The 11879-nt window shown below is 76.9% G+C and carries 12 protein-coding genes and 1 riboswitch; of the genes, 9 read left to right on the top strand and 3 right to left on the bottom strand.

Annotation, left to right across the window (positions count from 1 at the left end):
• On the top strand, window positions 1-480 hold a 480-nt coding region (locus tag GTQ99_RS12615), incomplete at its 5' end, for a GtrA family protein (protein WP_166616086.1).
• Window positions 481-528: 48 nt separating this feature from the next.
• Here the strand turns inward: GTQ99_RS12615 and GTQ99_RS12610 are convergent.
• On the bottom strand, window positions 529-987 hold the full coding sequence (locus GTQ99_RS12610; RefSeq protein WP_166616085.1) for a DUF4383 domain-containing protein: 459 nt from the start codon (window positions 985-987) through the stop codon (window positions 529-531).
• An 83-nt stretch (window positions 988-1070) separates the two neighbouring features.
• A riboswitch (TPP riboswitch) is annotated at window positions 1071-1166 on the top strand.
• Here GTQ99_RS12610 and thiM point away from each other — a divergent pair.
• From thiM to GTQ99_RS12590, 4 genes are all read left to right on the top strand, one after another.
• The gene (gene thiM, locus GTQ99_RS12605) at window positions 1160-2017 is read left to right on the top strand and encodes a hydroxyethylthiazole kinase (protein ID WP_166616084.1); all 858 of its coding nucleotides are present in this window, start codon (window positions 1160-1162) and stop codon (window positions 2015-2017) included. (Overlaps the previous riboswitch by 7 nt.)
• Entirely contained in the window at window positions 2014-2652 is a 639-nt protein-coding gene (gene thiE / locus GTQ99_RS12600) for a thiamine phosphate synthase (RefSeq protein ID WP_166616083.1), read from the top strand. The genes thiM and thiE overlap by 4 nt, the downstream gene beginning before the upstream one ends.
• Window positions 2649-3467 carry a bifunctional hydroxymethylpyrimidine kinase/phosphomethylpyrimidine kinase gene (gene thiD, locus GTQ99_RS12595; protein ID WP_166616082.1) on the top strand — a complete coding sequence of 273 codons (819 nt, stop codon included), beginning with the start codon at window positions 2649-2651 and terminating at the stop codon, window positions 3465-3467. The genes thiE and thiD overlap by 4 nt, the downstream gene beginning before the upstream one ends.
• On the top strand, window positions 3464-4141 hold the full coding sequence (locus GTQ99_RS12590) for a thiaminase II/PqqC family protein (protein WP_166616081.1): 678 nt from the start codon (window positions 3464-3466) through the stop codon (window positions 4139-4141). The genes thiD and GTQ99_RS12590 overlap by 4 nt, the downstream gene beginning before the upstream one ends.
• Here GTQ99_RS12590 and GTQ99_RS12585 read toward each other — a convergent pair.
• Window positions 4138-4440 (bottom strand): hypothetical protein, encoded by a 303-nt coding sequence (locus tag GTQ99_RS12585; RefSeq protein ID WP_166616080.1) that lies wholly within the window; start codon window positions 4438-4440, stop codon window positions 4138-4140. The two genes, GTQ99_RS12590 and GTQ99_RS12585, sit on opposite strands and share 4 nt — an antisense overlap.
• Before the next feature lie 88 nt (window positions 4441-4528).
• Between GTQ99_RS12585 and GTQ99_RS12580 the strand changes: the two genes are divergently transcribed.
• The 4 genes from GTQ99_RS12580 to GTQ99_RS12565 all read left to right on the top strand — a co-directional run bounded on the left by GTQ99_RS12580 (window position 4529) and on the right by GTQ99_RS12565 (window position 10448).
• Window positions 4529-5770 carry an acetate/propionate family kinase gene (locus GTQ99_RS12580; protein ID WP_166616079.1) on the top strand — a complete coding sequence of 414 codons (1242 nt, stop codon included), beginning with the start codon at window positions 4529-4531 and terminating at the stop codon, window positions 5768-5770.
• Window positions 5771-5821: 51 nt separating this feature from the next.
• Window positions 5822-7921 (top strand): phosphate acetyltransferase, encoded by a 2100-nt coding sequence (pta, locus tag GTQ99_RS12575; protein WP_166616078.1) that lies wholly within the window; start codon window positions 5822-5824, stop codon window positions 7919-7921.
• Window positions 7922-8132: 211 nt separating this feature from the next.
• Window positions 8133-9845 (top strand): DEAD/DEAH box helicase, encoded by a 1713-nt coding sequence (locus tag GTQ99_RS12570; RefSeq protein WP_205707365.1) that lies wholly within the window; start codon window positions 8133-8135, stop codon window positions 9843-9845.
• A gap of 162 nt (window positions 9846-10007) precedes the next feature.
• A complete protein-coding gene (locus GTQ99_RS12565) occupies window positions 10008-10448 on the top strand; it encodes an OsmC family peroxiredoxin (protein WP_166616077.1) in 441 nt (146 codons plus the stop codon).
• Window positions 10449-10490: 42 nt separating this feature from the next.
• Here the strand turns inward: GTQ99_RS12565 and GTQ99_RS12560 are convergent.
• The coding region (locus GTQ99_RS12560) for a serine hydrolase domain-containing protein (protein ID WP_205707363.1) at window positions 10491-11879 on the bottom strand (1389 nt) is incomplete at its 5' end.

Raw genomic sequence — 11879 nt, 5'->3', positions numbered from 1 at the left:
CGCCTCGGCGCTCCGCTGCCGGGACCGCCGGCCGTGCCGCTGCCCGGGCCGCCGCCCGCGCCGTGGCGTCGGCGGAGCGCCGAGGCGTGGACGCTGGGGCGCTTCGTGCTCGCGGGAGCGGCCGGCAACGGGGCGCACGCCGTCGTCTTCCTCGTGCTGGGCGCGGCCACCGCCCTGCCGGCGGCCGTCGGCAACGTGCTGGCCACGGTGGTCTCCACCCTGGTGGCCAACGAGCTGCACCGCCGCTTCACCTTCCGCGCCGCGGGCAGTGGCGCCTGGGCCACCGGTCACGGCATCGGCGGGGCCGCCGCGGTCGCGGGGCTGGTGCTCAGCACGCTGGCCCTCACCGGCTGGCACTCCCTCGTGCCGGGGGCGAGCGACCTCAGCGGCCTCGTCGTCGTCCACGTCGTGACCGCGCTGGTGGGGACCACCAACTTCCTGCTCCTGCGGGTGGCGCTGCGCGCTCCCGCCCGGACCTGAACGCCGGGGGCACGAGCTGCGGTGGCGGGCAGCCCGTCCCCGCAGCCGTCAGTGGCGCAGCTCGGCGGTGTCCGGGATCTTCCCGGCGCGCACCGGCACGAAGGCGATGACCATGCCCAGCAGGGCGAACAGCGCGTGCAGCGTGCTCGTCGGCCAGTTGAGGTTCAGCGGGGCCCCGCCGTCGTCCGCCCGCAGCGCGCCGTAGGCGAACAGCGCCGCGCCCACGAGGAACAGCCCGATCCCGTACCAGCGGGCCCGGCGCGCACCGGTGCGCGCCAGCAGGCCCAGCGCGCCCAGCACGATGTGCAGGACGTTGCTCAGCGGGTTGACCGCGAAGCCGATCACCTGCTGCTCCTGCGTCCCGCCGGTGAAGTCGGAGAACCCGGTGACGAAGAACCCGGCCACCCCCCACACCAGCAGCAGCACCCCGGCGATGAGCGACAGGTGCTGGCCGGCCGTGGTGCGGGGCCGCGGCACCGTCTCCGTTCCCGCCATGTTCAGGCTCATGGAGGAGCGGTACCCCTCCGCGACGGGCCGCAAACCCGGGCCGCGACGGGCGGCGGACCCGGGCCGCCGCGGCTGCTAGGGTCCCCGGCGACACGGGGTGCTCCGCGAGCGGAGCTGAGATCACACCCGCCGAACCTGACGCAGGTAGTGCTGACGAAGGGATGTCGCGGCCATGGCAGCCGTCGCAGCAGGACACGCACGCCCGGGCGAGCTCGTCGCCGCGGTGGCCGGGGCCCGCGAGGCCGTCACCACCGCCGCGCCGCTCGTGCAGTGCCTCACCAACTCGGTCGTGCAGACGATCACCGCCAACGCGCTGCTCGCGGTGGGCGCCTCCCCGGCGATGGTCGACAACGTCCACGAGTCCGGCGACTTCGCCGCGCTCTCCTCCGCCGTGCTCGTCAACGTGGGCACCCTCGACGACGCCCGCGCCGAGGCGATGGCGCTGGCCGCCGCGTCCGCGCACGAGCGCTCGCGCCCCTGGGTGCTGGACCCCGTCGCCGTCGGCGGCCTGGCCTTCCGCACCCGCGTGGCGCGCGAGCTGCTGGCGTCCTCGCCGACGGTCGTGCGCGGCAACGCCTCCGAGGTCATGGGCCTGGCGGGCGCCGGTTCCGGCGGCCGCGGGGTCGACTCGACGGCGGCCAGCACGGAGGCCGTCGACGCGGCCCGCGAGCTGAGCGGGCGCACCGGCGGGGTCGTCGCCGTCTCCGGCGAGGTCGACGTGCTCGTGCACGGCGGGCGCACCGCGCGGGTCGGCGGCGGCTCGGTGCTGCTGACCCGCACCACGGGCGCCGGCTGCTCCCTGGGCGCCCTCGTCGCCGCCTACGCGGCCGTCGTCGAGGACCCGCTGCTGGCCGCGCTCGCGGCCCACGCCCACGTCGCCGTGGCGGCCGAGCGCGCCGCCGCCCGCTGCGCCGGGCCGGGCAGCTTCGCGATCGCCTGGATCGACGAGCTCGACGCCGTCGACGCCGGCGCGCTGCACGACGCGCTGGCCGGTGCGGCGGCCCACGCGCCGGCCGGGGGGCAGCCGTGAGCGCCCGCTTCGACCCGACGCTGTACCTGGTCACCGACACCGCCCTGTGCGGGCCGCGCGGCGTGCCCGACGTCGTGCGGGCCGCCGTCGCGGGCGGGGTCAGCGCCGTGCAGGTGCGGGCCAAGGACGTCGGCGACCGCGACCGGCTGGCCCTCGTGCGGGCCGTGCGCGCGGTCCTGGAGGGCACCGGCGTCGCGCTGCTCGTCGACGACGCCGTCGACGTCGCCCTGCTCGCCGGCGCCGACGGCGTCCACCTCGGCCAGTCCGACCTGCCCGCCGAGGAGGTCCGCCGCCTCGCGCCGCAGCTGCTGCTCGGGCTGTCGGTGTCCACCGTCGAGGAGGCCCGCGCGGCCGGCCCGGTGGACTACCTCGGCGTCGGCCCGGTGCACGCCACCGCCACCAAGCCGGACGCCGCCGCCCCGCTGGGTGCCGCGGGCGTGCGGGCCGTCGCGGCCGCCACCGACCTGCCGTGCGTGGCCATCGGCGGCATCCACCTGGACACCCTCGAGGAGCTGCGCGGCACCGGGACCGCCGGGGTCTGCGTCGTCTCCGAGGTCTGCGCGGCCGAGGACCCCGAGCGCGCCGCCCGGGAGCTGCGCGCGCGGTGGGACGGCGCGCGCGAGGGGGCCCGGTGAGCGTGCCCGTCGCCCTCACCGTCGCCGGCAGCGACTCCGGCGGGGGAGCGGGGATCCAGGCGGACCTGAAGACGTTCACGGCCCTGGGCGTCTACGGCGCCAGCGTGCTGACCGCCCTGACCGCGCAGAGCACGCGGGGCGTCTTCGGCGTGCACGCCGTGCCCGCCGCCTTCGTGCGCTCCCAGCTCGAGGTCGTCCTCGACGACATCGCCGTGCACGCCACCAAGGTCGGGATGCTCGCCGGCGCCGAGGTCGCGCGCACCGTCGCCGCCGTCCTGCGCGAGCGCACCGCCGGGCCGCTGGTGCTCGACCCGGTGATGGTCGCCACCAGCGGCGACCGGTTGCTGGACGCCGACGCCGTCGACGTCGTGCGCGAGGAGCTGCTGCCGCTGGCCGACCTCGTGACCCCCAACGTCCCCGAGGCCGCCGTCCTGCTGGGCGCCGCCCCGGCCCGCGACGTCGACGGGTGCGTGCAGCAGGCCGAGGAGCTGCTGCGGCGCAGCGGCACCGCCGTCCTGCTCAAGGGCGGCCACCTCGGCGGCGCCGAGAGCGTCGACGTGCTGGCCACCGCGGCCGGCACCCGGCTGGTGGCCCGCCCGCGCATCGCCACCGGCTCCGCCCACGGCACCGGCTGCACCCTGTCCTCCGCGCTGGCCGCGCTGGCCGCGCGCGAGCCCGCCGCCGGCTGGGACGCGCTCGTCGAGCCCGCCCGCGACTACCTGCAGGCCGCGCTGAGCGCCGGCACCGCCCTCGGCGTCGGCCACGGCTCCGGCCCCCTCGACCACGCCTTCGCCCTCCGGGAGAGGACCCCGTGACCTCCACGCCCGCGACGTTCACCGAGGAGACCTGGGCGCGCACCGCCGGCCTGCGCGCCGCCGTCGAGGCCAGCGCCTTCCTCGCCGAGCTCGGGGCCGGGACGCTGGAGCGCGCCGTCTTCCGGCACTACCTGGAGCAGGACGCGATCTACCTGGCCGGCTACGCGCGCGCCCTGGCGCTGCTGGCCGCGCGCGCCCCCGACGCCGAGGCCGCCGGGTTCTGGGCGCGCTCGGCGCACGGCGCCGCGCTCGTGGAGACCTCGCTGCACGCCGACCTGCTCTCCTCCGACGTGCTGCCGCCGGCGCCGGCCGCGCCGCGGGCCTCGCCCACGACCCTCGGCTACGTCTCCTACCTCGTGGCCACCGCGGCGACCGCGCCGTACGCCGTCGGCGCCGCGGCCGTCCTGCCGTGCTTCTGGGTCTACGCCGACGCCGGCACCCGCCTCGCGGCCTCGGCCGCCGCCGCGGCGGGCGGGGAGCACCCCTACGCGCGGTGGATCGCCACCTACGACGACCCCGCCTTCCACGCCTCGGTCACCGCGGCCCGCGCCCTCGTGGACGCCGCCGCCGAACCGGCGCTCGCGGAGGCGATGCACGAGGCGTTCGCCGTCGCGACCCGCTACGAGTGGATGTTCTGGGAGACCGCGCACGCCCGCGAGGACTGGCCCGCCTAGGCGCCGTCCACGCCGTACGCGCGGGCGAAGTCCTCGGCCGCGCGCAGCACCGCGGCCGCCGTCGCCGCCCCCAGGCCCTGCCCCGCGAGGGCGGCGAGCACCTGCGCCGGCTCCTGGCCCGCGCAGCGCCCGTCCCACGCGCGCTGCGCGGCGGCGGCCAGCGCCACCCGCTCGCCGGCCGCGGGCCCGCTGCGCTCCAGCACGATCGCGGCGACCCAGTCGGGGTCGAAGCTGCCCGCGGGCGGGGCGAAGACCCTCTCGCCCTCCACGTAGCGGCCCGACCCGCCCCAGTGCCTCACGCGGCGACGGTAGCCCCGTCGCGGGCGCACCGCCCGCGTGCGAGGCTCGGGGCGGCGGAGCGTCCGCCGGGGGAGGGGAGGGAACGCGGTGCCGGGAACACGAGGGTCGGTCGTCGTCGTCAACTGCGGCAGCTCGTCGGTGAAGCTGGCGCTCGTCGACCCCGTCACCGGGGAGCGCTCGCTCTCCTGCCTGGGCGAGCGGCTGGGCACCCCGGACGCCGTCGTGCACATGACGACCACCGTGGGCGGGCAGAAGCGCACCCGCACCATCACCCCCGCCGCCACCACCCACCGCGGAGCCCTCGCGCACGTCCTGCAGCGCCTGCTGGACATGGACCTGCCGCCGCTGCTGGGCGTGGGCCACCGCGTCGTGCAGGGCGGCTCCCTCTTCCGCGGCTCGGTGCGCATCGACGACCGCGTGCTCGGGCAGATCTCCGAGCTGTCCGCGCTGGCCCCGCTGCACAACCCCGCCAACGTCTCCGGCATCGAGGCCGCGCGCGCCGTGCTGCCCGAGCTGGAGCACGTCGCCGTCTTCGACACCGCCTTCCACCAGACGATGCCGGAGGCCAGCTACCGCTACGCCGTCCCGCAGCGCTGGTACGAGGAGTTCGGCGTGCGCCGCTACGGCATGCACGGCACCAGCCACCGCTTCGTCAGCGAGCGCGCCGGGCGGCTGCTGGCCGAGGCCACCGGCGCCGACCCGCGCCGCCTCAAGCTCGTCGTGGCCCACCTGGGCAACGGCTGCAGCGCGACGGCCGTGCTCGGCGGGCGCTCGGTGGACACGACGATGGGCCTGACCCCGCTGGAGGGGCTGGTCATGGGCACCCGCTCCGGCGACCTCGACCCGGCCGTCGTGGAGCTCGTCGCCGAGCGCACCGGCGAGGGCGTCGCCGAGATCGTGAAGCAGCTGAACTCCGCCTCCGGGCTGCTCGCGCTGTCGGGGCTGTCCAACGACGTGCGCACGCTGTGGGACAAGGCCGCCGAGGGCCACACCGGCGCGAAGCTGGCCCTGGACGTCTTCGCCCACCGCGCGGCCAAGCACGTGGCCGCCCTCACCGTCCCGCTCGGCGGCCTGGACGCCCTCGTGCTCACCGGCGGCATCGGCGAGAACGCGGTGGGCGTGCGCTCGATGCTGCTGTCCCGGCTGGCGCACCTGGGCCTCGTGGAGGACCCGGCGGCCAACGCCGCGCACGGTCGCGGCGCGCTGCCCGAGGGGCGCATCACGCTCGCGCGCGAGGACGGCGCCGGCGGGCCGGTGGCGCTCGTGGTGCCCACCGACGAGGAGCTGCTCATCGCGCGCGACACCGTGGAGCTCGTCGAGCACCGCTGAGGCGCCCGGGCCGACGTCGCCGGGAGCGGCGGTGTGCGGGAGGGTGGGGCCATGGCCCGCGTCGTGCTCGTCGTCCCCACCGGCCACGGGGCCGGACTCACCTCGACCTGCCTGGGGCTGGTGCGGGCCCTGGACGCCCGCGGCGTGGCGGTGGGCTTCCACAAGCCGCTCGCGCAGCCGGCCCGCGGCTCCGGCCCCGACCGCTCGGTGCAGCTGGTCCGGCTGACCACGAGCCTGGACCCCAGCGAGCCCATCCCCGCCGCCCGCGTCGTCGAGCGCCTCTCGCGCGGGGACATCGACGACCTCATGGAGGAGGTCGTGGCCGCGGCCGAGCCGGTGCTCGCCGGCTCCGACGTCGTCGTCGTGGAGGGGCTGGCCCCCTCCGCCGACCAGGTCTTCTCCGGCCGGGTCAACCAGGCGCTGGCCACCGCCCTGGACGCCGACGTGCTGCTCGTCGGCTCCGCGGGCGTCGACGGCGCCGATCCCGGTGCGCCCGAACGCATCGCCGAGGACATGGCGGTCACCGCCGGCACCTACCGCACCGGCGAGGCGCTGCGCGTCATCGGCGGCGTCGTCTCCCGCTGGCCGGTGCCGGAGGACCCCGAGACGGCCGTCTCGCGGATCGCGGCCCTGCGCGGTGCGCTGGAGCACCACGGCATCCCGCTCGTGGGCGCCGTGCCCTTCCGCACCGACCTCACCTGGCCGCGCGTGCGCGACCTGGTGAGCGAGCTCGACGTGGAGGTCCACACCCACGGCGACCAGGGCCGGCGCATCAAGGAGGTCGTCGTCGCCGCCCAGGCCGTGCCGGGGATGCTGCCGCTGCTGCGCGAGGGCCGGCTCATCCTCGTGCCCGGCGACCGCCACGACGTCGTCATGGCCACCTGCCTGGCCGCGCTCAACGGCAACCGCATCGCCGGGCTGCTGCTGACGGCGGGCGTGGGGATGGACCCGCGCGTGGCCGAGCTCACCCAGGCGGCCGCGGCCACCGGCCTGCCGATCCTGCTCTCCGAGCGCAGCACCTACGCCACCGCCACGGCCGTCAACCGCTTCCCGCCGGAGGTGCCCGGCGACGACGCCGAGCGGGCGCTGTCGGTCACCGCGACCGTCGCCGACGCCCTCGACCCCGGCTGGCTGGCGAAGCTGCCGACGGCCTCGCACAGCCCGCGCCTGTCGCCCGCGGCCTTCCGGCGGCGGCTGACGACGCTGGCCGCCGAGCGCGTGCAGCGCATCGTGCTGCCCGAGGGCACCGAGCCGCGCACCGTGCAGGCCGCGGTCGTCTGCGCCGAGCGCGGCATCGCGCGCCCCGTCCTGCTCGGGCGCCCCGAGGAGGTCGCCGGTGTCGCCGCGGGGCTGGGCATCTCGCTGCCCGAGGGCGTGGAGGTCCTCGACCCCGCCGGGCTCGTGGAGCGCTACGTGCCCGTCCTCGTGGAGGCGCGCAAGCACAAGGGGATGCAGCCCGACGTGGCCCGCGACTCCCTGGCCGACCCCATCTGGCTGGGCACCACGATGCTGCAGGCCGGGGACGTGGACGGCCTGGTCGCCGGTGCCGTGCACACCACCGCCGCCACCGTCCGCCCTGCGCTGCAGGTGATCCGGACCAAGCCGGGTGCGCGGCTGGTCTCCAGCGTGTTCTTCATGTGCCTGCCCGACGACGTCGTCATCTACGGCGACTGCGCGGTCAACCCCGACCCGGGCCCGGAGGACCTCGCCGACATCGCGCTGCAGTCGGCGGCCTCCGCGCGCGCGTTCGGCATCGAGCCGCGGGTGGCGATGATCAGCTTCTCGACGGGCTCGTCGGGTTCCGGCTCCAGCGTCGACAAGGTGGCCGAGGCCACCCGCATCGCCCGCGAGCGCGAACCCGACCTCGTCATCGACGGCCCGCTGCAGTACGACGCCGCCGCGGTCGCCTCGGTCGCGGCCTCCAAGGCGCCGGGCTCGCCCGTCGCCGGCCGCGCGACGGTGTTCGTCTTCCCCGACCTCAACACCGGCAACACCACCTACAAGGCGGTGCAGCGCAACGCGGGCGTCATCTCGGTGGGCCCGATGCTGCAGGGCCTGGCCAAGCCCGTGAACGACCTCTCGCGCGGTGCGCTGGTGGAGGACATCGTCTACACGATCGCGCTGACGGCGGTGCAGGCCTCGCGCGGCTGAGCCGGGCGGTGCGCCCGTGCGGGGGGAGGCGGGAAGGTCTCGGGGCCGGCGCCTGTTAGGCTCACTGCGACGGTTGTACGCCGTCCACTCAGCGGGCGAGCCGCCCGCGAGGTCGCTTGAGTCCCATCCCTCAGCCCTGTGCGCTCCTGCGCGCCTCTGGCCGGGGGCGGACCGCCGTGCGGCCGACGAGCCCACGTGGAGTTCCCACCACATGCCTCAGTACGACGACCGTTCGTACCGTTCCACCCGTCCCTCGCGTTCCGACGAGGGCGGTTACCAGCGCCGCGAGTCCCGCGGCTACCGCTCCGAGGACCGCTCCTTCGAGCGCGACGAGCGCCCCCGCTCCGGCGGCTACTCCGGTGGCGGCTACTCCGGGGGCGGCTCCTCCGGCGGCTACCGCGGCCAGGGCGGTTCCTCCGGCGGCGGTTACCGCGGCCAGGGCGGCTCCGGCGGCCAGGGCGGCTTCCGCGGTCGCCGCAGCGGCCCGCCGCGCAGCCCCCGCTCCTTCGCCCCCTCGGCCACCGAGCAGGCCCTGACGGCCGCCGAGCAGATCGAGGTCGCCGAGCTGACGTTCGCCGAGCTCGGCCTGCCCGAGGAGCTCGTCGCGGCGCTGGAGCGCCGCGGGATGACCGCGCCGTTCGCGATCCAGTCGCGCACGCTGCCCGACGGCATCGCCGGGCGCGACATCCTCGGCCGGGCCCGCACGGGCTCCGGCAAGACGCTCGGCTTCGGCCTGCCGATGCTGGCCCGCCTGGCCCAGCAGAAGCGCCCCCGCATCACCGGCGCCCCGCGCGGTCTGGTCCTCGTGCCGACCCGCGAGCTGGCCATGCAGGTCGCCGACGCGCTGCGCCCGCTGGGCGACTCCCTCGACCTGCGGCTGTCCGTGGTCGTCGGCGGCGTCCCCTACGGCCGCCAGATCGCGGCCCTGCAGCGCGGCATCGACGTCCTCATCGCCACCCCGGGCCGCCTGGTGGACCTCATCGACCGCGACGCCGTCTCCCTCGCGGAGGTCGACGTGGCCGTGCTCGACGAGGCCGACCACATGGCCGACCTGGGCTTCCTGCCCAACGTCCGCGCCATCCTGGAGGGCACCAAGCCCGGTGGGCAGCGGATGTTCTTCTCCGCCACGCTCGACCGCGGTGTCGAGGCCCTCGTGACGGACTTCCTCACCGACCCGGCCTTCCACGCCGCGCCGGCCGACCCCGAGGACGTCGGGCACATGGAGCACCGCGTCTTCGCGGTGCGCCCGCACGACAAGCTGCCGATCCTCACCGAGATCAGCAAGCGCCCGGCGCGCTCGATCTTCTTCGTGCGCACCAAGCTGGGCGCCCAGCGCCTGGCGGACCAGCTGAGCGAGGCCGGCGCGCCGGCCGAGGCGATCCACGGCGACCTGCGCCAGTCGCAGCGCTCCAAGGCGATCGACGCCTTCTCGGCCGGGGAGACCCGCGTGCTCGTGGCGACGGACGTCGCCGCCCGCGGCATCCACGTCGACGACGTCGACCTCGTCGTGCACGTCGACCCGCCGAACGACCACAAGGACTACCTGCACCGCTCGGGGCGCACCGCTCGCGCCGGCGCCACGGGCACCGTCCTCGCGATCGCGCTGCCGGACCAGGTCCGCCGCTACGGCTGGCTGCACCGCGACGCCGGCGTGGAGGCCCACCAGGTCGAGCACGTCAACGCCGGCGACGACACCGTCCGCGCCGTCGCCGAGTCCGGTGAGCCCGTCGTGGTCAAGCCGCGCCGCACCGAGACCCGCGAGGGTCGCGGTCCGCGCCGCGGCCCGCGCCGCGAGGGCGGCTTCCGCGGTGGTCCCCGTCGCGAGGGCGGGCCCCGCGGCCCGCGCCGCGAGGGTGGCCCGGCGGGTGCCCCCCGCGAGGGCGGCTACCGCGGCCCGCGCCGCGAGAGCGCCCCGCGCGACTGACCCCGGACCGTTCGACCCGGCAGCCCCGGAGAGCCCCGCTCTCCGGGGCTGCCGGCGTTCCGGGGCGGGTCCGGGGACGGGGCCGGTTGGCAGCGGGCGGGAGCGGTGGGAAGGATGGGGGCGATCGAGACGCGATCGCACCGCCCGACCCGTGGAGGTCCCATGCCCACCCGCACCGCACGCACCGCCTGGAACGGCTCGCTGAACGAGGGCTCCGGCCAGGTCGAGCTGAGCAGCTCGAAGGTCGGCACCTTCGACGTGTCCTTCCCCAAGCGCGCCGCCGAGGAGGCCGGCGGGACGACCAGCCCCGAGGAGCTCGTGGCCGCGGCCCACTCCTCCTGCTACGCCATGCAGTTCTCCGCGCTGCTCGGCGAGGCCGGCGGCACCCCGGAGAGCCTGGAGGTGATCGCCGACGTCTCCCTCGGCCCGGACCCGGCCGGCGGTTTCCGCCTGACCGGCATCGTGCTCAAGGTCTCCGGCGAGGTCAGCGGCGTGGACGCCGAGACGTTCGCGAAGGTCGCCCAGGCCGCCAAGGAGACCTGCCCGGTCTCCAAGGCGCTCACCGGCGTCGAGATCACGCTCGAGGCGTCGCTGGACTCCTGAGCACCCTCGACCGGTCCCGCCCGACCGGTCCCGGCGGGACGGTCAGCCCTGCGCGGAGCGGTCCAGCGGCACCATCGTGCTGCCGGTCCAACCGCTCAGCGCGGGCGTCCCGTCGGGCAGCCGGTGCAGCCGCCACGTCTCCGCGCAGGAGCCGAAGCCCCCGTCGCGGCTCACCCGCAGGTGCTCGGCGTCGACGGCCTCCAGCACCACGGGGTCGGCGGTGGGGTCGGCGGCGGCCGGGTCCAGCGCGAGCAGCGCGGACCCCGCGCGCACGACGTCCACGACGCCCCACAGGTTCGCCCACCGCCCGCAGAACGCGTCCAGGTCGGCCGCCGGTTCGGCGTGCGACCACTCGGCCGCGAAGAGGTCCACGAGCTTGACCGTGCCCAGCGCCAGCTCCGAGGCGGGGCCGTCGATGCAGTTGGTGAGGACGCTGACCGCCAGGGCCGCCTCGGCGTCCAGCACGCTGCGGGTGCTGTGGCCGGGGAAGCTCCCGACGTGCCCGGTGAGCGTGCGCTCCCCGCAGCGCTCGCCGATGAACCCCAGGCCGTAGGTGCGCCCGCTGCTGTCGCCGGTGCTCCACTCCGCGCGCTGCGCCAGCCGCTTGGCGTGCTCGCCCAGCACCTCGGTGCGGCCCGGCACGTGGGCGCTGAACCATGCGGTGAGGTCCTCGGCGGTACTGCAGAAGCCCGTGGCCGCGGCCATCGCCGCCGTCGGAGGAGAGGTCAGCGGCCGGCGCGGCCCCGTGGCCAGCCCCGAGTAGCCGGTGACGAGGTCCCCGGCGGCCGGCAGGTCCGGCGTGGTGCGGGGCAGCTCCAGGCGCTCCAGCAGCTCGGTGCGCACGTGCTCGGCGTAGGAGGTCCCCGCGACCGCCTCGAGGACGAGGCCGAGCAGCGAGTAGCCGACGTTGGAGTACTTGAAGCGGCTGGAGCGGGCGATGAGCGAACCGCCGGCGCGCACGGCGGTGCGCAGGCCGTCCACGTCGAGGAAGTCCTCCTGCAGCTGCCAGAAGTCCCCCGCCGGCCCGTCGCGGGTCACCCCGGCGGCGTGCCCGAGCAGCTCGCGCAGCGTGGCGCGGCCGAGTTCGGGATCCTCCTCCCCGACCCACGGCACGTGCTCGGCCAGCGCGTCGTCCAGGCGCAGCCGCCCCTGCTCGGCCAGCCGCAGCACCGCGGTCGCGGTGAAGGTCTTCGAGTGCGAGGCGACCCGGAAGACGTGCTGCGGGGTGAGGGCGGTGCCCCGCTCCACGTCGGCGCTGCCGTGCGCGCTGGAGTGCAGCAGCCGCCCCTGCAGGCGCACCGCGAGCTGGACGCCGGGCACCCGCAGCTGCTCGCGCCGGAAGGCGGTCCAGGAGGCGGCGTGGTCGGCGGCGGCGGTCACGACCTCGGGGGTCGGCGCGGGGGCGGGCACCCGGTCACCGTAGGGCAGGGG

Source organism: Kineococcus vitellinus (assembly GCF_009906315.1).
Classification (GTDB): domain Bacteria; phylum Actinomycetota; class Actinomycetes; order Actinomycetales; family Kineococcaceae; genus Kineococcus; species Kineococcus vitellinus.
The sequence above is the reverse complement of the archived record's forward strand: the minus strand, read 5'-3'. Positions and strand labels throughout refer to the sequence as shown.